We start from the raw sequence: 24,306 nt of genomic DNA, 5'->3' as shown, positions 1-24,306 counted from the left end.
TTACCAGCGGTAGGACAGCGTGAGCGTGCCGCGCCGGCCGTAGCCGTACTTGCAGCCGTCGGCAAAGTAGCCGCAGGTGGAGACATAGGTCTTGTCGAACAGGTTGCTCACATTGAGCGCCAGCCGCCAGTCGCCGGTGGTTTGCAGCAGGCGGGCCACGTTCACCTCGACCGCCGCATCCACCAGCGTGTGGCTGGGCACGCGGAGGGTCTCCTCCTCGTCACCATAGCTGGAGCCGACATGGCGCACGCCGCCCGACAGCTTCAGGCCGGGCACGTCCGCCACCCGCCAGCTGGCCCACACGGAGGCCATGCTCTTCGGGCTGGCGCTGGGCCGGTGGCCGCGCTCGGGGCCGGTGCTGCGGGTCACTTCCAGGTCGTTGTAGGCATAGCTCGCCACCAGGTCGAGGCTGCGCATCAGGGTCGCCTTGGCCTCCAGCTCCAGGCCGCGGGAGCGCACCTCGCCGCGCTGCACCTGCTCGCCCAGGTTGACCGGGTCGGCCACCAGCACGTTCTGGCGCCGCAGGTCGTAGACCGAGGCCAGCAGCGAGAAGTCCTGCTCCGCCGGCTGGTAGCGCACGCCGACCTCGAACTGCTCGCCCTTCTCGGGGTCGAAGCGGCGGCCCGCCGCGTCGCTGCCCACCTGCGGCGAGAAGGAGCGGGCATAGCCCGCATATGGCGCCCAGCCGCCGTCGGCCAGGTAGACCACGCCGGTGCGCCAGGTGAAGGCATGGTCGCGCTGGGGATCGTCCTGGCGGCTGGCCAGGTCGGTCTCGTTGGAGCGGGTGGTGTCGTAGCGGCCGCCCACCGTCCAGGCAATGCGGTCGTTGAACTTCAGCTGGTCCTGCACGTAGACGCCGGTCTGCGTCAGCGTCTTGCGGGTGTCGTCCGGCGGCGCCTTGCGGCTGACCGGCAAGGGCTGGCCATACACCGGGTGGTAGACGTTGAGCGTGGGGAAGGGCGTGTAGAGCGTGCCCTGGGTGGCGCGCAGGCGCTGGTGGTCCAGGCCGAACAGCAGGGTCTGCTGCAGGCCGTCGCCGCGCAGCGTCCATTGCGCCTGGTTGTCCAGCACCACATTGCGCACCCGCTCGCGGCCCTGGCCGGCCAGGCGGTCGATGGTCACGCCGTCATCGTGCAGGCCGGCATGGTAGGTGGAGTTGAACAGCGTGTCCTGGTTCATCACCCGCAGGTTCTGCCGCAGCGTCCAGTCCTCGCCCAGGCGGTGCTCGAACTGGTAGCCGATGGAGGTCTGCTCCTGGTCGAAGCGCTCGAAGCCCGGCTCGCCCACGAAGCGCTCGGTCGGCACCTTGCCCTCCACGCCCGGCACCAGCGTGCCGACCCGCGGCAGCGACTGGTAGCCCTGGCCGCGCTCGTTCTTCTGGTAGCTGGCCAGCAGCGTCAGGCTGGTGGCGGCCGACGGCCGCCAGGTGAGGGCAGGGGCGATGTAGAGGCGGTCGTCCTTCACATGGTCGACCTCGGTGTCGGCGTCGCGCACCAGGGCATTGAGGCGGTAGCTCCATTCGGGGGCCGCAGCCAGCGGCCCGCCCACGTCCACCGCGGCCTGCTTGCGGCCGTGGTTGCCCAGCTGCAGCTGCACCTCGTGGTGGGCCACCGGCTGCGGCCGCTTGCTGACCAGGTTGAGCATGCCGCCGGCATCGCCCTGCCCGTACAGCACCGAGGCCGGCCCGCGCAGCACCTCGATGCGCTCCAGTCCCCACGGCTCGATGACGATGCCGCCCTGGCCGCCGAAGGCATGGTCGCGCAGCCCGTCGCGGAAGGCCGAGCGGCCGCCGCCGAAGCCGCGGATGGTCGCCACGTCGGCGCGCGGGTCGGGCCCGTTGGCCTCGGCCATCACGCCGGCGGTGTAGCGCAGCGCGTCGCCCACCGACTGCACGTTCTGCGCGTCCATCTGGTCGCGCGTGACCACCGAGATCGACTGCGGCGTCTCGGCGATCGGCGTGTCGGTCTTGGTGGCGGTGGCGCTGCGGCGGGCGACGTAGCCGCGCACCGGGCCGGTGGCGGTTTCCGCCTCGCGGCGGGCCGTCACGCGCACGGCCGGCAGGCTGGCTTCCTTCGCCGTGTCGGTCGCCTGGGGCGCTTGTTGTGCGCGTGCCGCGCCCACCAGCGACAGGCCCAGCAGGGCCAGGTGCAGTGAACGCGCGAGCCGGGTGCGCGGGAAGGGGAAGGCGGCCTGGGAAGCTTGCATGGCAGTCAGGAAAGAACGGGTTGAGGAATCAGAGGTGCAGCGCCTCGGGCTGCGGATGGGGGGCGGGCCGGCGGTGCGCCAGCAGGCTGTGGCCGATCTCCTGCGTGCGCACGGCCGTCACCGACAGCAGCGTGTCGCTCAGGCCGTGGCTGGCCTCGCAGGCGCCCTGCAGGTAGATGCCGGGGCGGAAGTGCGGCACCGCCTGTACGCGGTAGTGCCGGTCGACCGTGAAGTCGCCCAGGTAGGGCGCCAGCGGCTGCAGCAGGCTGCGGTGGCGGTCGCGCTCGTAGCCGGTGCCCAGCACCACCGCGTCATAGCGCTCGGTGCTTTCGCGCTGGGTGTCGAAGTCGAGCAGGGTCAGGTGGATGCCGTCGGCCGCCGCGCGTGCGCTGCGCACCTCATGGCGGCGCAGGAAGCGATGGCGGTGGCGGCCGGTGACGCGCTGCTGGTAGAACAGGTCGAACAGCTGCTCCAGCAGCGCCAGGTCGGGCGCGGCGTAGTTGGTGCGCGAGAACTCCTCCAGCAGCTCGGCCCGCTCGGCCGGCGGGCGGCCGTACACGTAGTCGGTGAACTCAGGGTCGAAGATGCCGTTGACGAAGGGGCTGTCGTCCGAGGGCTTGATGGCGCGCGCGCGCATCAGCAGGTCCACCTGCGCTTGGGCCGAGCGCTTGTTCAGGTCGAGGAAGACCTCGGTCGCGCTCTGGCCGGCGCCGACCACCGCGATGCGCCGGGCCGCGTCGTGCGCGCCGATGCGCGCCAGGTAGTGATGGGTGTGGAAGACCCGCGCGTCGCCGCGCAGCGGCTGGAAGCAGTCGGGCACCTTGGGCACGCCGCCGACGCCCACCACCAGGTTGCGAGCCAGCCGCTCGTGGACCACGCCGTCGGCATCGCGCGAGCGCACCCGCAGCAGCGCCACCTCGTTGCCGCGCTTGTCGGGCAGCACCTCCAGCACCTCTTCGCCGTAGGCGCAGCGGTCCTCGAAATGCGAGGCGGCCCAGGCCAGGTAGTCGTTGAACTCGTGGCGGCTGGGGAAGAAGGTCTTCAGGTTGATGAAGTCCTGCAGCCGCCGCTTCTCGTGCAGGTAGTTCACGAAGGTGAAGCGGCTGCAGGGGTTGCGCAGCGTCGCCAGGTCCTTCAGGTAGGAGATCTGCATGTGCGTGCCGTCGAGCAGCATGTGCGGGTGCCAGGCAAAGCCCGGCTGCTTCTCGATGAAGAAGGCATCCAGCGCCGGCTCGCCGGCGGCGCGCGCCTCCTCCAGCGCGATGGCCAGCGCGACGTTGGACGGGCCGAAGCCGATGCCGATCAGGTCGTGGACGACGGGGTTCATGGGGTCACCTCCAGGCTCATGCTTGCTGCGGGGAAACGGCGTCCGGCTGCGGTTCCTCGCGCGGCAGCCACAGCCGCTCGCCGAAGTAGCGCTCGCGCAGCATGGAGATCAGCAGGGCCCGCTTGTGCGGGAAGTCGAACTCCTTGACCTTGGCGTAGCCGGACTTGTCGAGGTTGCGGATCTGCTGGACATGGTCGGCACGCGGCTCGCCCACCACGCGCTGGGTGCGCGGGTCGTCCAGGAAGAGGTAGTGCGTGATCGAGGTCAGCCAGGCCGTGGCATAGGCCTTGCCGCGGAAGGCCGCCTCGCCCACCAGCACATGCCAGCCACGGTCGTGGTCGCCGACGTCGTAGAACGGCGCGATGCGGTTCTCCTTGGCCCAGTAGACCTCGAAGTAGGCGAAGGGCTCGCCGTCGATGCAGGCGATCAACGACGTCATGTGCGGGTCGTCGGCGATGCCCTGCAGGTAGGCGCGGTGCTGCTCCAGGCTGCCGGCCTCCTGCCAGAAGCGCACCACCACCGGGTCGTTCATCCAGCGGTTGAAGCGCGGCAGGTCGGCCTCCAGCTCCAGCGTGCGGAAGGAGAAGGTGCGGCCCAGCCAGGGGATGTGGCGCTGGTACACCACCCCCTGCGGCTTCGGCGGGCGCTGCGGATGGCGGCGGCCCTGGGTGAGCACATGGCGCAGCGCAAAGGGTGTGCTGACGGTGGGCAGCCACATGCGCGCCTGCTGCCAGAACAGCTCGCGGTCGACGGTCGTGATGCCGCCCTGCCGCAGCACGGCCCCGCTGCCGAGCAGCTCGGCGGCGATGGCCGGCGCCTGCAGCACCAGGCCGCGCGCCTGCGGGTGCAGCGACAAGGCGGCTTCCACGGCGGCCAGCAGGTGCCCGGTGTCCGGGGTGCCGGCGCAGGGCGCCTGCGCCTGCAGCGTCAGGCCGCCGTCGCCGTTCGGCTGCATCGTCCAGCGCGATGCCGGCGCCTGCGGTCCGCGGCGGGCCAGCAGCACCTGGCCATCGCGCAGCACCTCGACCGGCTGGCCGTCGGGATGCGAGATGAAGGGCGCGTCCGGCGCGGGTCCTCGTACTTCCTGTGGCGACATGGGCGCTCCTGTGGCGGTTGGAGAATCGGATGGGGGGCGGGGCGGCGCCCGCCTGCGCGGCGCGTCGCCCCCTGCTGCAGAACAAGACGAACGGCCTGTCGAAACGTTCAGTCGTGGCGCCGCCGGCCGGGCGCTGAACAGCGCGGCCGCCGGGCCGTCATCAAGGCAGGCCCGCCGCCACGCGGCGGCGGCGCGACGACGACCACCACGAGGACACATGCATGCGAGTTGACAGCAGGGCAAGGCCGGCGGCCGGCCGGACCCCCCCTAGCGCCCGGGCCGGGCTCGTCCTGGCCAGCGCCCTGGCGGCCATCGCCGCCAGCGGGCCGGCGCACGCCCGGCCCGCCGGGTCCAACGCCGTCGTGGAGCTGCGCCGCACCACCGACGGTGTTCCCCATGTGCGGGCGACGTCCTGGCACGGCCTGGGCCTGGGGGTGGGCTATGCGCAGGCGCAGGATGCCCTGTGCACGCTGGCCGACGGCTTTCTCACCTACGAGGGCCGGCGCTCCGCCCACTTCGGGCCCGAGGCCCGGCCGCCGCACGACTCGATGCTTGGCCGGCCCACCAACCTGGAGCTGGACATCTTCTTCCGCGGCTTCGCCGACGCCGACATGCTCGCGCGCCAGCGCGCCGCCCAGCCGCCCGCCCTGCAGCAGCTGGTGCAGGGCTACGCGGCCGGCTACAACCGCTACCTGCGCGAGGCGCGTGGCGCTGCGCCCGGCGCGGCGGCCCGCAGCTGCCTGAACGAGCCGTGGGTGCGCGAGATCAGCGCCGACGATGTGTACCGGCGCTTCTACGCCGCACAGATCGGTGCCGGCTATGCGCGCTTCATTCCCCAGATCGTCAAGGCCCGGCCGGCGCCTGTCGCGGCGACCGCCGTCCCCCGGGCAGCCGGCGAGCGGCCCGTCTGGTTGGTGCCGGGCGTCGGCCGCCAGGCCGGCCTGGGCAGCAATGCGCTGGCCTTTGGCCGCGCCGCCACCGGCGAGGACGGCGGTGTGCTGCTGGGCAACCCGCACTGGTACTGGGGCGGGCCCGACCGCTTCTACCAGATGCACCTGACGCTGCCGGGCCAGCTCGATGTGGCCGGCGTGGCCTTCCTCGGCGTGCCGGTGGTCATGATCGGCTTCAACGACCAGGTGGCGTGGAGCCACACCGTCTCGGCCGCCCGCCGCTTCGGCCTGTTCGACCTCACGCTCGATGCCGCCGATGCCACCCGCTACCAGGTGGACGGCGTGACCGCAGCCATGCAGGCCCGCACGGTCGCGGTGGAGGTGCGGGGCGCCGACGGCCGGCTGTCCACCGTCACGCGCACCCTCTACCGCAGCCGCCAGGGGCCGGTGGTCGACCTCGGCGCCTGGCATCCGGCGCTGGGCTGGGCGGGCGGGCATGCGGTGGCGCTGCGCGACGCCAATGCCGAGAACTTCCGCGTCTTCCGCAACTACCTGGCCTGGAACCAGGCCCGCTCGCTGGAGGACTTCATCGCCATCCAGCGGCGTGAGGCGGCGCTGCCCTGGGTCAACACCCTCGCCATCGGCCGCGGCGACCCGCGCGCCTGGTATGCCGACCTCGGTGTGGTGCCGGCGACGCCGGACGCCTTGCGCGCCGCCTGCGCCACCCCGCTGTCGCGCGGCTTCGCCGCTCTCGACGGCGTCACCCCCTTCCTCGACGGCAGCCGCAGTGCCTGCGACTGGCAACATGACGCGGCCGCGGTGCAACCCGGCACCCTCCCGGCCGCCGCCCTGCCGACGCTGCTGCGCGAGGACTATGTGGCCAACATGAACGACAGCTACTGGCTCGGCAACCCGCAGCAGCCGCTGGAGGGCTTCCCGGCGGTGCTCGGCGGCGAGCGCCAGGCCCTGTCGCTGCGCGGCCGCCAGGGCCACCGGCTGGCCGAACGGCTGATGCGCTCGGCCGGTGGCTCGTCGCTGCGGCTCAGCCAGGCGCTGATGCGCGAGTCGCTGGCGGCCCGCTCGCATTCAGCCGAGCTGTTCAAGGACGAGCTGCTCGACGCCGCCTGCGGTGCACCCGCGCTCGCCGCCGCGTGCCAGGTGCTGCGCAGCTGGCCCGGCACGGCACAGGCGCAGGACCGCGGTGCGCTGCTGTGGGACGCCTTCTGGGAGCAGCTCGAGAAGACGGTGCCGCCGCAGCAGCTCTGGCGGGTGCCGTTCTCGGCCGCTGCGCCGCTGGACACGCCGCGCGACCCGGATGGCAGCGATCCCCGTGTCGCGCAGGCGCTGGAGGCCGCGCAGCGGTCCCTGGCCGACCGCGGCGTGGCGCTTGATGCCCCGGTCGGCCAGCAGCGCCTGGTGCGCAGCGGCGGCCGCGAGGTGCCGCTCTACGGCGCCTGCCAGGCGGGCGGCTATTTCGCGGTGGCCTGCAACTACGACGGCAGCTGGCGCATGGGGCCCGACTCCATCGGCAACACCTACCTGCAGGGGGTGCGCTTCGGCCACCACGGCGTCGAGGCCCACACCCTGCTGGCCCACGGCCAGGACGAGGCCGCGGTGGACAACGGCCCCGGCGAGGCCCCGGTGCTGCGCTATGCACGCAAGGACTGGCTGGCCTTCCCGTTCCGCGAGGAGGAGATCGCCCGCGACCCGGGCCTCACCCGCCTGCTGCTGCAGCCGTGAGCCGGCGGTACTGCGGCGCCAGCGGGCAGGCGACGCAGTAGCCTTCACCGGGCAGCAGGTAATAGAGGCAGCACTGCCGGTGCAGCGTGAGGCGGGTGGCGCCGCCGGGCGCCTCCTGCAGCACCTGGCGGGCGCGGCTGTAGAGCGGGTTGGCCCGGCCGTCCGGCCAGGCCGGCTGCTCGAGCAGCCGCTCGCGGTCGCGCGCCACCGCGTCGGCTTGCCGGCTCAGCAGCAGGCCCTGCTCGAAGATGCTGTCGAGGTAGCGGGCGGCATTGCCCCACAGGATCTTGGCCGGCAGGCGGGCCCGCCGGCCGACCGCCTCGAACAGCGGCGCCAGGTGCTGCCACAGCAGCGCCTCGTAGCACGCGGAGCTGTCGCCCTGCGGGCAGGGCCGGCCGCTGTCGGCCACATGGAAGCGGCGCGCTTCGCCGTCGGCATCGAATTCCACCCACATCTGTCCCGGCTGCACCGCGAAGGCATGCCGCAGCAGGCTGGCCGCGGCGACCACCGGCGGCAGCAGCGCCCACAGGTAGTGCAGGCTCCAGGCCGAGGCCACCGGCCGCAGGTCGGTGCTGCCGAGATGGGCGGCATGGCGTTGCAGCAGCTCGTCCAGCACCTCGGGCCCGGCCAGCAGCTGGCTCACCGGCAGCGCATGGGGCGGCGGGCAGGGCGAGCAGGCCAGGCTCTCGCCATAGGCGGCCCAGGGGCCGCGGAAGATGGGCTCCAGGATCGGGATCATCGCGGGCCGCCCGGGCGGGCGGGGGCAGGCAGGGGAGATATGGCGGTCATGCCTGCAAGACGATCCAGGCCGGCGCACATTCAGCGCGGCAAGCGGCCCGGCCTGAACAGGGGCGGCGCCGGATCGTCAGTAGGGCATGTGCTCCCTCCCTGCCGCCTTAACGCGAGGTGCGTCTTGCTGTCCTATCTGATCCGTCAATCCCGCCGGCTGCTGCTGGCCGCCAGCCTCGCCAGCCTCACCTCGGGCGCCAGCAGCGTGCTGCTGCTGGCGCAGATCAACACCGCGCTCACCGCGCCGGAGTCGCAGCGCCGCGGCCTGGCGTTGGTCTTCGCCGCGGTGGCGCTGCTCACCATGCTGAGCCACATGGCGTCGTCGGTGCTGTTCGAGCGCCTCGGCCAGCGTGCGCATGCCGAGCTGCGGCGCTTCATCTCCGCGCGCGTCCTGGCCACCGACTACCGGCGGCTGGAGGAGCTGGGCACCGCCCGCGTGCAGTCCGCCTTGTCGGAGCACAGCGCGCGGGTGGCCGAGTTTTTCGTCAGCGCCCCCACCATCCTGGTCAACGGCATGGTGGTGGCCGGTTGCCTGGCCTACATGGCCTGGCTGTCGTGGTCGGTGTTCGCGGTCGCGGTGGTGGTGATCGGGCTCGGCTCGCTCGGCTACCACCTGGCCCACCTGCGGGCCATCCGCCACCTGGACGAAGCCTCGCGCGAGCAGGACCGGCTGTTTGGCCATTTCCGCTCGCTGGTCGAGGGCGCGAAGGAGCTGCGCCTGCACCGCCAGAAGCGCGAGCGCTTCGCCGGCGAGGTGCTGGGCGGCTCCATCGAGACGGTGCGCCGCCAGCGCACCCTGGGCATGTCCATCTTCCTGGTCTCGGCCAGCTGGGGCAGCTTCCTCATCTATGCCTTCATCGGGCTGGTGCTGTTCGTGCTGGTCGGCGACGTGCCGGATCGGGCCCGCATCATGACCGGCTTCGCACTGGTCTTCCTCTACATGATCACGCCGCTCGAGGCGCTGCTGGTCAACCTGCCGCGGGCCAACCTGGCGCGGGTGTCGGCGGCCCGCATCGACGAGATCACCCGCGAGATGCCGGAAGCCGGCGACGCCGCCTGCGCGATGCCGCCGCGCACCCTGGGCAGCCTGGTGCTCGACGGTGTGCAGCACCGCTACTACCACGAGGGCAGCGACGACTTCTTCTCGCTGGGCCCGATCTCGCTCAGCTTCGAGCCGGCGCAGATCACCTTCCTGGTGGGTGGCAACGGCAGCGGCAAGACCTCGCTGGCCAAGCTGCTGGTGGGGCTGTACCGCCCCGAGTCCGGCCGCATCCTGTTCAACGGCGAGCCGGTGGACGAAGCCGGGCTGGACCGGTACCGGCAGGGCTTCTCCGCCATCTTCTCCGACTTCCATTTGTTCGACCGCCTGCTGGACGCCCCCAGCAGCGACCTCGACGCCCGCGGCAACCGCCTGATCGCCCGGCTGCACCTGCAGCACAAGGTGCAGGTGCGCGACGGCGCCTTCACCACCCGGGCGCTGTCGCAGGGCCAGCGCAAGCGCCTGGCGCTGGTGGTGGCCTACCTGGAGGACCGCGACTTCCTGGTGTTCGACGAATGGGCCGCCGACCAGGACCCGGTGTTCAAGGACGTGTTCTACCGCGAGGTGCTGCCCGAGCTGCGCGCCATGGGCAAGACGGTGCTCGTGATCTCGCACGACGACCGCTACTTCCACCTGGCCGACCGGGTGGTGCGGCTGGAAGAGGGGCAGGTGGTGTCGGTGGAGGTGCCGCAGGCGCTGCAGGCACAAGAGCAGGCCGCGGCCTGAGGTGGGTCGGCGGCGCGTCCCTGCCGGCCGGCCCGTCGCTGCCGTCAGGGGCGTCGCTGCCTGTCGCCCCGGGGCCGGTCGCCCAATTCGATGGGCAGCGTCCGCACCGGCTGCTCCCCGGCGGACAGCCGGCCCACCAGGTCGGCCAGGTGGCTGGCCAGCGACGGCGGCACCACATGCGGCGCACCCTGCTGCAACTCGTCCACGCTCCACCAGCGGAGCGTGCGGACCACCGCTCGTTCCGCGTCCGTGAGGCCGGCACTGCACCAGTCGGTGCGCCGGGTCCGCACCAGCACGAAGGTTTCGTGGTGCAGCATGGCCACGCCGTCGCGGTCCATGAGGTGTTCGCCCTGCCAGACGCAGGGCCCCCAGTCGAGGTCGGCATCAGTGAAGCCGGTTTCCTCCAGCGCCTCGCGCCGCGCCGCCGCACGCAGCGTTTCGCCGGGCTCGATGCCGCCGCCCACCGTGCACCAGAAACTGCGGTCGGGCAGCACGACCTGCATCAGCAGCAGTTCCTGGCGCTCGTTCAACAGGATCAGGCGCACCGTGCGCCGTACCGGCGCGCCGCGGTGGGGAGGCATCATGGCGGGCGAATCAACCATCGGTGCCCGCATTCTGCCGGTGCTCAGCACAGCGGGAGGACGCGGCGGCGACGGGGCGCCCGGCGCTGTGGATCCTGCGTGTGCTCCCCCGGGAGCGGGCCACAGCGAAAATGCAGGGGTGAAGCTCACTGCCATGGCCTGGCTGCGTCGCGTCCTGAAGCGCCCGCTCGACGCCAGGGACGACACCTGCTGGAACGTCATCGTCGACGACGAGCCGCTGGCGCGGCTGGTCGACCCCGAACCCGACGACATGTTCTGGTGCTCGTTCAAGATCGAGCCGCTGACAGACCCGCCGGACCCGCGCCTGATGGACGACCTGTTCTGGGGCAGCGACGCCTGGTACCTGGTGGGCACCACCACGCAGCGCCCGGCGCGCCGGGCGCTGGCCTCGATGCGCGGCATCGACCAGGAGCGGCGCCGCGTCACGCTGCGTGGCTGGCGCGCCTGAACGGCAGGCGGGCCCTCCGCAAGTTTGAAACACAATTTGTTTCATTTGCCGCTATCAAGTCAGCCGGCAAAGCGCCGTTTATCTCGGCATCGCACCGGTGAAAGACGCTCAGGCGCCAGTCTGACAACACCGTAGCGGGAAGACCGAGGCAGCGTCCGCCAGGACGCCACACCGACCGCAGTTGGTAACCCTCGATCGCGCGCCCGCTTATTTGTCCAAACACCCCGTCCCTTTGATCACGCCGCAAGGCGCGAGGCGGAGCTTGTTTGGCCATTCATTCAGCACATCAGACTGGAACAGAGAATGAATTCGAGCGTCTACCGTTGGGCCGTGTCTTTCAGCGTCGTCCTGCTTGCAGCATGCGGCGGCGGCTCCGGCACCGAGCAGAGCGAAGTGGCGGCCGGGCAAGACAGCGTGGCCGCGGCCGAGCAGCCGGTGGCCATCGAGGCGGCGGCCCCGCTGCTGCTGCAACCCAACACCACCCCGGTGGAGCGGGCCCAGGCCGTGGCCAGCTACGGCGCGGCGGCGAGCCTGAGCGGCGCGCTGGCGCTGCCGGCGGCCGGCGGCGCCTCGGTCACCGTGACCCCGGTGGCGGGCTCCGACTTCGAAGGCAGCTGGAGCAAGACCGCCCCGGGCTGGAAGATGAACATCTGGGGCAGCCCGGCGGGCACCTTCGAGACCGAGCGCGAGACCCGCAGCGGCTATGTCTACGCCGGCGCCACCTCGCAGCGCTTTCGCATGCTGTCCAGCGGCGGCGGCGGTGGCCACCTGACCTTCCCGTTCGCCTTCAAGAAGGGCCGGGCCTACCGCGCCAGCGCCTATGTGCGCTCGGACGGCAATGCCTCGGTGGAACTGCTGATCCGCCGCGACGCCCACCCCTGGGACGCGGCAGCCGCCAAGACCGTGCAGGTCGGCACCAGCTGGCAGAAGATCGAGATCCAGGGCACCTATGTCGGCGACGTGCTGGGCACCCTGCGGGTGAACTCCAAGACGGCCGGCGCCAACGTGTGGATCGACAACATGAGCATTGCCGAGGTCGACTACAACGAGATGGCCCCCGTCAGCAAGGCCGCGGCCCCGGACACCCTGTTCGGCGTGCACGTGAACAAGCTGGGCGAGCACTCCAACTGGCCGACGCTGGGCCAGGGCATCGTGCGGCTGTGGAACACCGGCACCACCTGGGCCGACCTGGAGCGCGCCAACAACGTGTGGGACTGGAGCGGTGGCCACGGCCTGCGCCTGGACATGTACGTGGACTACGTGCGCCGCAACGGTGGCCAGATGCTGTACACCCTGGGCCAGACGCCGACCTGGGCCTCGGCCAACCCCAGCTCGGTGGGCCAGTACGGCATGGGCGCCAACATGCACCCGGCCAACATGGACGACTGGCGCGACTATGTGCGCACCATCGCCCGCCGCTACGCCGGCAAGATCAAGTACTACGAGCTGTGGAACGAGCCGGACTTCTCGGGCACCTACAAGGGCACGATGGAGAAGATGGTGGAGATGGCCCGCATCGCGCACCAGGAGATCAAGGCCGCCGACGCCACCGCCGTGCTGGTGTCCCCCGGCCTGACGCTGGGCCAGGGCTACCCGTGGCTGGACCGCTTCCTGGAGCTCGGTGGCGGCCAGTGGGTGGACCACATCGGCTTCCACTTCTACTACAACAACAAGCCCGAGCTGCTGGGCTCGCAGATCCAGAACGTGCGTGAAGTGATGCGCAACCACGGTGTGGAGAACAAGCCGCTGTGGAACACCGAAGGCGCCTTCATCTGCGACCCCTCGTTCCAGCAGTGCTCGACCTGGGAAGCCACCGCCGCCGAGAAGAACAGCGTCAATGCACGCGCCCTGATGATGATGTGGGGCAAGGGCATCAGCAACTTCAACTACTACTACTGGGAACGCAGCAAGGAAGGCGCCGGCTCGCGCATGGTGGAAGCCGACTACCGCACGCCGACCGCCGCGGCCACCTCCTACGCCGAAGCCATCCGCTGGGTCAAGGGTGCCAGCCTGGTCGACTCCTACCAGGTGAACCACAACGTGTACGTGTTCCGTGCCACCCGCGGCGGCGAGAGCTTCGTGATCGCCTGGGCCACCACGCCGAACACGGTGGTGTCGCTGCCGGCCGAGTGGGGCGTGTCCAAGGTGCGCACCCTGGCTGGCCAGGAAAGCGGCATCTCCGCCGCCACCGTCACCCTGGGCCTGGAGCCGGTGCTGCTGAAGTAAGGCGCTCGCCGCCGGTCCCGGCCCCGCAAGGGGCGGCACCGACCGCCTGCCCAGCCTGCATGACGAAGGTCATGCAGGCTTTTTTGTGCTTGAAGTGCCGAGGGAGGGCGGTGACGCGCCGGGTCCGCAGACCGGCGGCATGCCAGCGGTGCCGGCGAGCGAGCAGGCGGTGGCAGCTGCCGTCATGCTGGCACGGGGCCCCGGCGTGGCGCGCTGCCTGCACTGCGCCTGGGTGCTGCCGCCGGTCGCGGCATGCTGAACCCGGTCGTGAATCGCTCGGCTCCGTCGTTGCCCAGCCGCCGGCAGGCAGGCGTGAACCGCTCCACCCGCCGGCTGCTGCGCAGGCCAGGGCGGTGCTTCCCGGCCCGCCCGCGCCACCGCCTGCGAACACCCCGGCGATGGGGTGCAAAGCGCCAGCAGCGCCCGGCCGCTCAGGGCGCCCAGGCGGCTTCTACCGCCCAGCGCGTGTCGGCCTCATGGCCGCCTGCCCCGTTCCACGGCTCGCCGCCCAAGCCGTCCGAGATGTACACCGCCGCTGCATAGTGGCGCAGCCAGCGGTTGGGGAAGTTGTATGCCGCCAGGCGCACGCCCGCGGCGCCATTGCCGGTGGCGTGCGCGCAGAAGGTGGCATCGTCCCGGTACTGCGCCGTGTGCTGCAGCGGATCGCGGCGCACCCGCGAGTGCATGTGGCGCAGGTACTCGCCCGGGAAGTTGCGCGACTCGAAGGAGTAGCAGCTTGGGTCCGCCAGCCCGGCGACGATGCGCCAGGACGCATCCTGCTTCAACAGCGCGTCGCTGTCGGCCGTGACGACCTCGGTATGGGCCAGGCCGTCGAGATGGCGCAGGTAGCGGTTGTCAAAGTTCGGGGTCAGCACCCGCAGGGACTGCAGCTGCCCGAGCGGCAGCATCACGCTGCTGCGCCACCAGCCCGGCCCCGGCGCCCAGGACGCATCGGCCCTGAACAGCGCATGGTCCTCGAGGGGATGCAGCCAGACCTCGCTGTACAGGTGGCGGATGAAGTGCCCCGGCTGGTTCTTGGATTCCAGCGACACGCCACCCCCGCCGTCGAGTGCCGGCCGGGGGCAGAAGGTCGCGTCCTGCCGGAACGCTTCGCTGCCATCGCTGGGGTCGATGCGCAGGCGCGCACCGGCATGCCGGAGGTACTGCCCCGGCTGGTGGATCGACTCCAGCGACAGGCAGCGGTGGTCGGCGAGGCCCGCCACCACTTTCCAGGACGCATCCTTCTTCAGCGACTCCGCGCTGCTGGCGTCCACCAGCTCGGTGTAGCCGAGGCCGGCAGCCTGCCGCAGGTAGCGGTTGCCCACCCCGGGCGTGACGGTGCGCAAGGAGTACGAACTGCCCAGGCGCAGGTAGGGCACCCCCTGCAGCAGGGCCTCGTGCGCGGCCTTCACCGCGGCGAAGTCCATCTTCCTGACCTTGCGGTCGTAGGTGACGAAGCCGTTGAGCTCGTCCTCGACGTCGCTGGTCTCGGTGTAGACCGCGGCGCTCAGGCCCCGGGAGGCCGCCAGCTCGCGCAGGGTGTCCACCTGGTCCAGGTAGGCCCGGGTCAGGCTCGAGGCATCGGGATAGAGGGTGTAGCAGCAGGTGGACGCCGGGTTCCACATGTGCCCCTCGGTGCGCAAGCCGTTGCCGCCGAACTCGCCAAGCACCGCGATGCGCCCCGGCTGCCAGGCGGGCGCCGACGGGCCGGGATAGTCATGCAGGTCGATGAGGTCACCCACGCCCTGGTCGCCCGGGGCGAAGTTGATGCCGGAATGCGTGTTGATGAGGCGGCTCGGGTCCCAGCTCCTGAACTGCTGCGCCATGCGCACCATGTCGAAGTCGCCCCAGCTTTCATTGAAGATCACCCAGCTCACGACCGCGGGCGAAGAGCGGTGCTCGTCGACGATCTCTCGGGCGGCGGCTTCGAAGCGCGCGCGAGCCGCCGGTTGCGACTCGGCGTCCCAGGCCTGCGGCATGTCCTGCCAGACCAGCAGGCCCAGCTTGTCGGCCCAGTAGAACCAGCGCTGCGGCTCCACCTTGATGTGCTTGCGCACCATGTTGAAGCCGAGTTCCTTGGCCAGCAGCAGGTCCGACTTCAGCGCCTCGTCGGTGGGTGCGGTGTACAGGCCGTCGGGCCAGAAACCCTGGTCGAGCGGGCCGTACTGGAACACATGGCGGCCGTTCAGCAAGGGCCGCGGCACGCCGCCCACCGTGCCGACCTCGATCGAGCGCATGCCGAAGTAGCTGCCCACCCGGTCCACCACCGCGCCGCCGCGCCGCAGGGTGACCTGCAAGTCGTAGAGAAACGGTTGCTCGGGCGACCAGAGCGTGGCGTTCGGTATCGGCAGGCTGAACTCGACGCCGCCGCGCACGCTGGCACTGCTGACGCGGGTGCCGCCGGAGAACGCCACCGCCTCGACCGTGTGGCCGGCCAGGCCTTCGCCCACCACGCGCAGGCGCAGCTGGCTGTTGGCCAGGTCCGGCGTCAGGTCCAGCCGCGTGATGTGGGGCGCCTCCACCGGCTCCAGCCAGACGGTCTGCCAGATCCCCGAACTCGGCGTGTAGAAGATCCCGCCCGGGTTGAGCGTCTGCTTGCCCACCATGTCGTCGCCGGTGGTGGGGTCGAACACACCCACCACCAGGTCGTTGTTGCCGCGGCGCAGGTAGGGCGTGATGTCGAAGCTGAAGGCGTCGTAGCCGCCGACGTGCTGGCCCACCTTGCGCCCGTTCACGTAGACGGTGGCCTTGCGGTCGACGGCACCGAAATTGAGCAGGATGCGCTTGCCACTCCAGGCGGGCGGCACCTGGAAGGCGCGGCGGTACCAGAGGTTGCGCTCGTTCATGCGCTGGATGCCGGACAGGTAGGACTCGACCGGAAACGGCACCAGCACCTGCTCGGGCTGCGCCGGGAAGGCCGGCGCCGCCTCCGGCGTGTTGTCCGCATCCGGCGCGGCGGCGCCGCCGTGGTAGCTCCACCTGCCGTTGAGGTTGAGCCACTGCGAGCGTGTCATCTGCGGCCGCGGGTACTCGGGCAGCGGCACGGCCGCCCGCAGGGCCGCGTCGGTCCACGGCGTGGTGAGCCGCGCCACCGGTGCGGCGGCCGCTTGCGCCGCCTCCCGCTGCAAGGACGGTGACGCTGCCTGGACGGCGTCGTCCGGCCCGCCACTGCCACCGCCACCACACCCGGCCGCCAGCAGGGGCAGCAGCCATGCAAGTAATCGCCGTCTTATCGAATTCACCGTTGTCTCCTTGTGAAAGTCGGGGAACAGACGCCCGGCCCGCGGCAGCGCTGCACCGGGCAGGGGACGGCTCGCTCCGTCCGCGGAGGTGCCGTCACTAATAGTTTTGCTAATACTAATAATCGACCGCACGCAGATCTTGGTGGTGATGTAAGTGCGCGTATCTCAAGGTGGCGAGGCGGCTCTCCCCGGGGGCTGCCTGCCCAGGCAAGGGCACGGCCTTATCATCGAAAGCCGGACCGCGCCGAGGCTGCGGTCAGACTATTAGTCATAGACAACTGAAGAACTCGGGAACAGAGGACGGGAATGGCAAGAGGAGGCGCGCGCAGCGCAGGCGGAAGGGCCGCCGAGAAGGACCGCAAGGCCGCCGTGCCGGCGGCATCCGGGGCAGCCACCGCGGCGAGCGCGAGCACCGGCACCGCGTCGCCGCGCCGCGTCACGATGACCGATGTCGCGAAGGCGGCAGGGGTGTCGCAGTCCACCGTGTCGCTGGCGCTCAACGATGTGCGTGACATCAGCCTGTCCGAGGAAACCCGCCAGCGGGTGCGCGACACGGCTGAGCGACTCGGCTATCAATTGCCTTCGACGCGGGCCAAGGCCGGCGCCGAGCGCGGGCCGGCGTCCCGCCGAGCGGGCCACTCGCCGCTCATCCTCTACGTGGTGGACGAGATCTCGACCAGCCCGCATCCGGTGGTGTCGGTGGACGGGGCGAGCGATGCCGCCTGGCAGCAGGGCGCCACGGTGGCCGTGACGACCCTGCGTTCCGACAGCGCCCGCGAGAGCGCGGCTCTCGACAGCCTGCTGTCGCACCCCGCCATCGTCGGCGTCATCTACTCGACCATCTTCACGCGGCAGGTGCAGGTTCCCGACCGGCTTGCGGCGGTGCCCACCGTGCTGCTCAATTGCTATGAGGCCGCCCTACCCGCGCCGCCTTCGCCGGGCCGGCGCCCGGCCGGTGAGCCGCCCTTGCCGACGTCCCCGCGCTCCTGCGTCCTGCCGGCGGAAGTGGCGGGCGGGCACAGTGCCACCGAGCACCTGATCGAGGCGGGCCACCGCCGCATTGCCTTCATCAACGGCGAGTCGTGGATGGACGCGGCGCGCGACCGGCTGAAGGGCTACCGTCGCGCACTCGCCAGCCACGACCTGCCCTTCGAGCCGGCGCTGGTGCGGGAGGGCGACTGGCAGGTGGGCAGCGGCTACGAGGCCACGCTGGCGCTCATGCGCCAGCCGCGGCCGCCCACCGCGATCTTCTGCGCCAATGACCTGATGGCCGCGGGCAGCCTCGAAGCGCTGCGCCAACTGCGCCTGGCCGTGCCGCGTGAGGTGTCGGTGATGGGCTACGACGACCAGGAGATTGCCCAGCACACCCACCCGGCCTTGACGACCCTGGTGTTGCCCAACTACGAGATGGGTCGGCTCGCGGTGGAAACGCTGCTGGACGAGCACGGGCAAGCCGCCTCGCGGCACCGCACGCTGAAGGTCGAGGGCCGCCTCGTGGTGCGCGACAGCGTCGGCCCGCCTGGTCGAAAACGCTGACATGCAGGGCGATCCGCGTCATGCCGCAGCGGGTCGCCGCACGCCCGGCCATGGCAGCGGGCTGACTTCCGGCACCCCCGGGCGGTCGCACCGGGTGATAAGCTGCGCCGCCCCAGAAGACACTCCAGGAGATATCGAGCATGCGCAGCCTCGTTCCGATCCTGTGCCTGGCCGCCGCCGGCGTCGCACAGGCCCAGACCCTCAAGTGCGGCAACGACCACGCCCGCACCGGTGACGCCAAGGCCACCATCCTGCAGAAGTGCGGCGAACCGGTGATGAAGGACAGCTTCTGCAAGCCGGCCGAGAAGTCCGGCGTGCCGACCACCGGCGGCACGGTGGTCCAGGTCGGCACTTGTGAAACGGTCGAGGAGTGGACCTACCGCCCGGGCCCCGGCCAGTTCATCACGATGCTGCGCTTCGAGGGCGGCCAGCTGCGCTCCATCAAGTACGGCGACCGCATTCGCTGAAGTGAGTGGCGGGATGGTCCGCGCCATTGCATTGATGTCCGCGACATCAGCGGCGGAACGAACGCTGTGCGGCGGTGGCAGCCGATGATTGCAGTCGCTGCAGTCATCGGCTGCTTGCCGCACGCAGCGTGCGTTGAGCCACAAAGGCCGCGACAGTTGCGCTGTTTGGTGCCCCATATTCGATGAGCTTTAAGGGGGTCTGGGCCAGCCAGAGCGATTGCGCCAGCAGCGTTCGATCTGGAAACTCGACCAGCCCGACCTGAAGCTGAAACACCAAGTCGTTGAGTGAGCCCAAGATGCGCCGACTTGCCGTCTTCCCAATGACCCAAGACTGCATTGCGCGGCGCTCGGCAGTCACCACCTCTGCAGGGAGACTGAGTGACTCAAGCAGAGGCCCCAATGCCTCGGTAAGTCGCTGTACAAGGCTCCGGCCTTCTCTTGCTGGCACCACCACAGGCAGTAAGGTTCGCTCGCTGACGGCCAGCACCACCTGGATTCGTCCGGCACGGACCAGAGTGGCGTACCAGTCGCCAAGGACCGTATCTGGTGGAGCCGACTCCTGCACAGGAGCCGCATTGAGCCTGTCGAGGAGCTTTTGCGTGCAGCGGAAGGTGAACACGGCTCTGGCAGAGAGTTGCAGAAGGGCCAGAGTATGGCGCCTGCCACACGTCTGCTCGTGACGCTTCGACAGTGCCTCATGCGGCAGGCTTCGACCGTCAGTCGTTGATGACGCCCGTCGTTCGGTGGCACGTCCACGGTGCCTGCACTCAGCCTGAAGCGGTCATTCCACACGTCTCGCACACTGCTGCCGGCACCCAGCGCCAATAGTGGCCCCCGGCGTCCGGCATCTGCGGCTTTCGCTGCGACCCTCGCCTGATTCCTGGGTCAATCGGCCCGAACTTCGCGGCCCGAAGTTCCAGGCGGCCGGTGGCCGATGCCATCTCCCGTGCTCGTCGTCTCGCCCGTGTGGCGGCTCGGTGGTCGGTCGGCTCGCCTGTCGCTGGAGAAGACCGCTTGCTGCCCGGCCGTGTGCTGCGGTGCTCGCCGTGTCGATCACCGCGCTGTCCGCCCAAGCGATCGTCCTTTGCTAGCGGCGGCGCGGTGCCCTTCCTTGTGCTCGAAGAACCGGCCTCGTGTCCGCGCCGGCAGGGGCCGCGCCCACCGGGACGGTTCTGGCGGCCGGCGGGGGCCCGATCCGTTCGCTGGCGGTAGCGCGCTGGCGCGCCAAGGTCTTGACCTGCTCCGGCGTCGCCGCCCAGTACGCTTGTGCGGCGGCCGCCCAGCCCGGAGGAGGTCAATGACTCACGGGTTTCCCGCGATTCGGTGGCGTGGGGGCCTGCGTATCCTGCGGCGCAACGTCGTCTTCACGCTTGGGAACCCCGAACATGCTCCCGCCTGACACCCGCTGCGCCGGCGATTCATGAACCCTCGCCATCGCCTGCTCAGTTCGGCCGCCGCAGCGGCCAGGGCCCGCACCCGCTCGGTCGATGCCGACCGCACCGTGGTCGCCTATGTCGGCACCTACCCACCGCGCGGCCAGGGCCTGCATCGCTTCCGGCTGGACCCTGCCAGCGGCGCGCTGCTGCCGCTGGGCATCACCGCCAGCGGCGACAGCCCGACCTGGCTGGCGCTGTCGGCGGACGGCCGGCGGCTCTACACCGCCAATGAGGGCGCCGGCTCGGTGAGCGCCTACGCCGTCGATCCGTGCGACGGCGCACTGCACGGGCTCAACAGCGTGTCCTCGGGCGGGCGGCTGCCGGTGCACCTCAGCCTGCATCCTGGCGGGCGCCACCTGTTCGTGGCCAACTACGGCAGCGGCAGCGTCGCGGTGCTTCCCGTGCTGGACGATGGCCGGGTGGCGCCCCCCTGCGACCTGCAGCAGGACCGGCTCGCGCTCGGTGCTGCCGGCCCGCCGTGGGGCGCGCGGGTGGCTGCGCACGCGCCGCCCGGCAGCTTCGCCATCAGTGGCCACGACGAGCCGCATGCCCACATGGTGCAGAGCGATCCGCAGGGCCGTTTCGTGCTGGCCAACGACCTCGGGCTGGATTGCACCCTGGCCTGGCGCTTCGACGCCGCCGCCGGCCGACTGCACGAGCCGCGCAGCGTGGCCGCTTCGCCGGGGGCGGGGCCGCGGCACTTTGCCTGGCACCCGAACGGCCGCTGGCTTTACTCGCTCAACGAGGAAGCCTCGACACTGGCCGTGCTCGACCATGACCCGGTGACCGGCCAGCTGCAGCCCCAGCGTGAGGTGTCCTGCCTGCCGGCTGGCTACGCCGGCACCAGCTACGCCTCGGGCCTGGTGATGGCGCCGCATGGCCGCTGGCTATGGACGCTGAACCGCCTGCACGACAGCATCGCCACCTTCTCGATCGGCCGCGACGGCCTGCCGGTGCTGGTGGACGAAGCCTGGACGCGCGGCGCCTACCCGCGCAGCTGCCAGCTTGCACCGGGCGGCCGCTTCCTCTACGTCTGCAACCAGCACAGCGACAATCTGACCGTCTTTGCCATCGGCGCGGGGGGGCGCCTGCGTTTCACCGGCGGCTATGTGCCGGTGGGCGCGCCGGCGGTGATCGACTTCCTGGTGCTCGGGCGCTGAACGCCGCTGCGCCGCCGCCCCCAGCGTCGCAGCCCCGGCGCTTGCCACTTCCTCCTTCCGCTTGCCTCTTCCGCCTTGCCATGACCCTGCACGACGACCTGCTCGATCCCCTGCTCGATGCCCGCCACAAAGGCTTTCCGCCGCACAGCCCGCCACTGCGCCGCTCGCAGGTCGGCGCGCAGGGATGGCAGGTGCTGGCCGGCGACCTGCCCCTGCCGCTGGCCGTGATCCGCCGCGACGCACTGGAGCACAACCTGCAGTGGATGCAGCGCTTTGCCAGCGATGCCGGCCTGGTCCTGGCGCCGCATGGCAAGACGACCATGTCGCCCCAGCTGTTCCGGCGGCAGCTGGAGGCCGGCGCCTGGGGGCTCACCTTCGCGACTGTGGGCCAGCTGGGCATTGGCGTCGCGGCCGGTGCACGGCGCTGCATCGTCGCCAACCAGGTGTTCGCGCCGGTGGACCTGCTCGGCATTGCCGCCCTGAAGCGGCAGCATGCCGACCTGAAGGTGATCTTCCTGCTCGACTCCCTCGCGCAGCTGGCGCTGATCGAGGCCACCCATCCCGAAGCGCCCTTCGACGTGCTGATCGAGATCGGTGTGCCCGGTGGCCGCACCGGCTGCCGCAGCCACGAAGACGCCCTGGCCCTGGCCGCCCGGGCGCATGCCAGCCGCGCGGTGCGGGTGTGCGGCGTCGAATGCTATGAGGGGCTGGGCGCCACCGGACAGGACGCGGCCGACCGTGCCTCGGCGGCTGCGCTGATGCAGCGGGTGCAGGCGGTGGCCGAGGCGCTGGACCAGCAGGGCTGGTTCGAGGACGCGGAGGTGGTGCTCAGCGCCGGCGGCTCGGCGCTGTTCGATCTGGTGCTGGCCGGCTTGCAAGCGAGGCTGCGGCGGCCGGTGCGCGGCGTGTTGCGCTCCGGCTGCTATGTCACGCACGACCACGGCTTCTATCACCGCCTGGTCTCGCTGGCCAACGCCCGCCTGGGTTGCGGGCATGGCCTGCAGGCAGCCCTGGAGGTGTGGGCGCAGGTGCAGTCGCTGCCCGAGCCGGGGCTGGCCATTCTGGCGGTGGGCAAGCGCGACCTGTCGCACGACCTCGGCCTGCCGGTGCCGCTGGCCCATGTGCCGCGCGGTGAGCGCCAGCCGCAAGCCGCGCCGGCGGCCTGGCGCATCTCGGGCTTGAACGACCAGCATGCCAATCTTTGCTGGGACGACGGCGAAGGCACGGCCCCGCTGCAGGTGGGCGACCGGATTGCGCTCGGCATCTCGCATCCGTGCACCACCTTCGACAAGTGGCGCTGGCTGCCCGTGGTGGACGAGGACTACCGCGTGGTGGATGCGCTGGTCACCTGGTTCTGACGGTCCGATGCCCGCGGGGGAGAGGCGGCGCCCCTGCTCGCGTGCATGCCCTAGCATGCGGGCGGGATGCGCCGCGCCGGACCGCCGCGGGCGGCCACCCTGCCTGGAAAGGAGCCCGCATTGAGTGCTGCAGCGACTGCCACCGAGGTGGTGAACGAATTCTGGCGCCGCATGGCGAGCAACGACTTCGAGTCGGTCCGTGCGGTGCTGGCGCCGGACTTCGTGCTGGAGTGGCCGCAATCCAGGGAGCGCTTGCGTGGCGCCGAGCGCTTTGCTCGCATGAACGCGGAGTACCCGGCCCACGGCCCCTGGCGCTTCACCGTGCACCGGATGGTGGCTGAGGGCGCCCAGGCCGTCTCGGATGTCAGCGTGACGGACGGCGTGCAGGCCGCCCGGGCAATTTCCTTCTTCACCATCGCGCATGGCCGCATCACCCGGCTGGTGGAGTTCTGGCCCGAGCCCTATCCGGCCCCGGCGAACCGTGCGCACCTGGTTGAGATGATGGACTGAAGCACGCGTGCGGCCGGTGGGCCGGGCCGTCGCTCAACCCCCGTCGGCCGGTCGGCGTGCGAGGCAGCGCCGGTAGCGCTCGTCGACCCGGCGCGCGAACCACTCGGTGGTGAGCTTGCGCTGGATCTTCGGGCTCTGCAGCGTGATGCGCGGCAACCGGGCGCGCGGCAGCGCCCGGCCTTCGATGCGCTCTGCCTGCAGGAAGACCTGCCGGTACAGCTCGGTCCGCTCGAAGGCCGGGCTGTCGCCCTGCGCAAGCGCCCGGCGCACCGAGGCGGCATCCAGCCCCAGGCGGGCGGCGATGGCCAGCGCCGCGCTTTCCGTTTCGCCCGGAGGCGCGTCATCGTCTTCGCCATGGCGCACCAGGTCACCGTCGAGCGCCAGCGGGACGCCGCTGACCATCGACAGCGCCTGCTGGAACGCGGCATTGCGGCTGGCATGGTGGCCGGCGTTGAAGTCGGCGAACCGGTACAGCGGCTGCTCGTAGTCGGCCGGATAGTCGAGCAGGTGGGCAATCCCGAAATAGAGCCCGCCGCGCCGGGTGAAGACCTCGTGCCGCAGGCTGCCTTCGGCGGGCAGCGGGTAGGGATAGGGGCGGGCCGCGGCATGCTCTTCGGCAAATCGGATGCTGACCTGCATCGGCCCGCCGGTGCGCACCGGGTTGTAGCCGCCAAACAGCCGGCGGCCGAGCGGCAGCATGCCGATCATGTCCTCGAACAAGCGGCTCAACGCCTGCTCGGTGCGTGCGGCGTCAATGCGGTCGGCCCAGCTGCGCCCGTCCGGCGACTGCAGTTGCAGGGCGGCGCGCACCACCATGCGCGGCACGCCGAGCCGCTCGGCGCGGCGGTCGATCTCCTGCCAGGTGATCTCGGCCAGGCGTGGCACCGGTGGGTCGACCTGGTAGCCCGATTCCTGCTCGGTCACCGCGAGCACCGCGCACAGGTTCTCAACGCTGGGCGTCAGCTGCAGCACGGTGAAGGCCGCCTGGATGTCCATGGCCCAGCCGTCGCGGTGTGTGACGCCCGCAGGCATCAGGCGGGCCACCCGGGCGCGGACCTCCGCCGGCCGGGCCGGCTCGGGAGTGGCCGGCGGGCCGCCCGGCGGGCCGGCGCAAGCCGCCAGCAGCAGCAGGGCGGCGGCTGCCGCCATGGCAGCGAAGCGGCGGGACGCGGTTGCACCAGGGGGCCGGGACATGGGCGGCGGCCGTCAGGCGAGGGGCCAGCCGGCACCGCCGGCCAGGGGCGGCTGCGGTGCGCCCGGGCCACGGTCCGCCGTAGCGGCAGGGGCAAGAGGCAGTGTCATGGAGTGGATCTTCCCAAAGGATGCGATGTGAAGCGACAGGCTGCCCTGCGAAGGAATGTGGCACACCCCTCCTCCGCCTGGCACACCACGGCACGGCACGGCACGGCATGTTGCCGGGCCTTCCAGCCGCGCGCCGCGCCGGTTTGGTGACTTGCGGTAAATGCGGCCATCAGCCGTGACGGCAGCCACGTCCGGCCATGCCTGCCG

17 protein-coding genes are annotated in these 24,306 nt (G+C 71.1%); 9 read left to right on the top strand and 8 right to left on the bottom strand.

Annotated features, from left to right (window positions below; translation table 11 throughout):
• Genes N7L95_RS25535 through N7L95_RS25525 form a run of 3 tightly spaced genes read right to left on the bottom strand, consistent with a single transcriptional unit; the run spans position 1 to position 4,628 of the window.
• A complete protein-coding gene (locus N7L95_RS25535) occupies positions 1–2,205 on the bottom strand; it encodes a TonB-dependent siderophore receptor (protein ID WP_301260438.1) in 2,205 nt (734 codons plus the stop codon).
• Between the two features lie 28 nt (positions 2,206–2,233).
• Positions 2,234–3,532: a lysine N(6)-hydroxylase/L-ornithine N(5)-oxygenase family protein gene (locus N7L95_RS25530; protein WP_301260437.1), complete on the bottom strand. Its 1,299-nt coding sequence runs from the start codon at positions 3,530–3,532 to the stop codon at positions 2,234–2,236.
• 16 nt (positions 3,533–3,548) lie between these two features.
• A complete protein-coding gene (locus N7L95_RS25525) occupies positions 3,549–4,628 on the bottom strand; it encodes a GNAT family N-acetyltransferase (RefSeq protein ID WP_301260436.1) in 1,080 nt (359 codons plus the stop codon).
• Between the two features lie 221 nt (positions 4,629–4,849).
• On the opposite strand from N7L95_RS25525, the gene N7L95_RS25520 reads away from it, so the two are divergent.
• Positions 4,850–7,258 (top strand): penicillin acylase family protein, encoded by a 2,409-nt coding sequence (locus tag N7L95_RS25520; protein ID WP_301260435.1) that lies wholly within the window; start codon positions 4,850–4,852, stop codon positions 7,256–7,258.
• On the opposite strand, the gene fhuF is transcribed toward N7L95_RS25520, so the two are convergent.
• The gene (fhuF, locus tag N7L95_RS25515) at positions 7,233–7,997 is read right to left on the bottom strand and encodes a siderophore-iron reductase FhuF (protein ID WP_301260434.1); all 765 of its coding nucleotides are present in this window, start codon (positions 7,995–7,997) and stop codon (positions 7,233–7,235) included. The genes N7L95_RS25520 and fhuF overlap by 26 nt on opposite strands.
• 174 nt (positions 7,998–8,171) lie before the next feature.
• On the opposite strand from fhuF, the gene N7L95_RS25510 reads away from it, so the two are divergent.
• Entirely contained in the window at positions 8,172–9,812 is a 1,641-nt protein-coding gene (locus N7L95_RS25510; RefSeq protein ID WP_301260433.1) for a cyclic peptide export ABC transporter, read from the top strand.
• A gap of 44 nt (positions 9,813–9,856) precedes the next feature.
• Here the strand turns inward: N7L95_RS25510 and N7L95_RS25505 are convergent, their stop codons facing one another.
• Positions 9,857–10,414: an NUDIX hydrolase gene (locus N7L95_RS25505; RefSeq protein ID WP_301260432.1), complete on the bottom strand. Its 558-nt coding sequence runs from the start codon at positions 10,412–10,414 to the stop codon at positions 9,857–9,859.
• A gap of 118 nt (positions 10,415–10,532) precedes the next feature.
• On the opposite strand from N7L95_RS25505, the gene N7L95_RS25500 reads away from it, so the two are divergent.
• Both N7L95_RS25500 and N7L95_RS25495 read left to right on the top strand, forming a co-directional pair.
• The gene (locus N7L95_RS25500) at positions 10,533–10,862 is read left to right on the top strand and encodes a hypothetical protein (RefSeq protein ID WP_301260431.1); all 330 of its coding nucleotides are present in this window, start codon (positions 10,533–10,535) and stop codon (positions 10,860–10,862) included.
• 303 nt (positions 10,863–11,165) lie between these two features.
• Positions 11,166–13,088 (top strand): glycosyl hydrolase, encoded by a 1,923-nt coding sequence (locus tag N7L95_RS25495; RefSeq protein ID WP_301260430.1) that lies wholly within the window; start codon positions 11,166–11,168, stop codon positions 13,086–13,088.
• A 431-nt stretch (positions 13,089–13,519) separates the two neighbouring features.
• On the opposite strand, the gene N7L95_RS25490 is transcribed toward N7L95_RS25495, so the two are convergent.
• On the bottom strand, positions 13,520–16,216 hold the full coding sequence (locus N7L95_RS25490) for an AbfB domain-containing protein (protein ID WP_301260429.1): 2,697 nt from the start codon (positions 16,214–16,216) through the stop codon (positions 13,520–13,522).
• Positions 16,217–16,771: 555 nt separating this feature from the next.
• Between N7L95_RS25490 and N7L95_RS25485 the strand changes: the two genes are divergently transcribed.
• Both N7L95_RS25485 and N7L95_RS25480 read left to right on the top strand, forming a co-directional pair.
• Positions 16,772–17,866 (top strand): LacI family DNA-binding transcriptional regulator, encoded by a 1,095-nt coding sequence (locus N7L95_RS25485; RefSeq protein WP_301260736.1) that lies wholly within the window; start codon positions 16,772–16,774, stop codon positions 17,864–17,866.
• Between the two features lie 140 nt (positions 17,867–18,006).
• Positions 18,007–18,333 (top strand): DUF2845 domain-containing protein, encoded by a 327-nt coding sequence (locus N7L95_RS25480; RefSeq protein WP_301260427.1) that lies wholly within the window; start codon positions 18,007–18,009, stop codon positions 18,331–18,333.
• A gap of 103 nt (positions 18,334–18,436) precedes the next feature.
• Here the strand turns inward: N7L95_RS25480 and N7L95_RS25475 are convergent, their stop codons facing one another.
• Positions 18,437–18,952: a DUF6933 domain-containing protein gene (locus N7L95_RS25475; protein ID WP_301260426.1), complete on the bottom strand. Its 516-nt coding sequence runs from the start codon at positions 18,950–18,952 to the stop codon at positions 18,437–18,439.
• Between the two features lie 801 nt (positions 18,953–19,753).
• Between N7L95_RS25475 and N7L95_RS25470 the strand changes: the two genes are divergently transcribed.
• The 3 genes from N7L95_RS25470 to N7L95_RS25460 all read left to right on the top strand — a co-directional run bounded on the left by N7L95_RS25470 (position 19,754) and on the right by N7L95_RS25460 (position 22,797).
• On the top strand, positions 19,754–20,929 hold the full coding sequence (locus tag N7L95_RS25470; protein WP_301260425.1) for a lactonase family protein: 1,176 nt from the start codon (positions 19,754–19,756) through the stop codon (positions 20,927–20,929).
• 80 nt (positions 20,930–21,009) lie between these two features.
• A complete protein-coding gene (locus N7L95_RS25465; RefSeq protein WP_301260424.1) occupies positions 21,010–22,287 on the top strand; it encodes an alanine racemase in 1,278 nt (425 codons plus the stop codon).
• Positions 22,288–22,458: 171 nt separating this feature from the next.
• A complete protein-coding gene (locus N7L95_RS25460; RefSeq protein WP_435870122.1) occupies positions 22,459–22,797 on the top strand; it encodes a nuclear transport factor 2 family protein in 339 nt (112 codons plus the stop codon).
• 33 nt (positions 22,798–22,830) lie between these two features.
• Here the strand turns inward: N7L95_RS25460 and N7L95_RS25455 are convergent, their stop codons facing one another.
• Positions 22,831–23,991, bottom strand: coding sequence for a DUF1615 domain-containing protein (locus tag N7L95_RS25455; protein ID WP_301260422.1), 1,161 nt, complete (start codon positions 23,989–23,991; stop codon positions 22,831–22,833).
• Between the last annotated feature and the right edge of the window lie 315 nt (positions 23,992–24,306).

The sequence above is a fragment of the Eleftheria terrae genome (genome assembly GCF_030419005.1).
GTDB classification, from domain to species: domain Bacteria; phylum Pseudomonadota; class Gammaproteobacteria; order Burkholderiales; family Burkholderiaceae_C; genus Caldimonas; species Caldimonas terrae.
The sequence above is the reverse complement of the archived record's forward strand: the minus strand, read 5'-3'. Positions and strand labels throughout refer to the sequence as shown.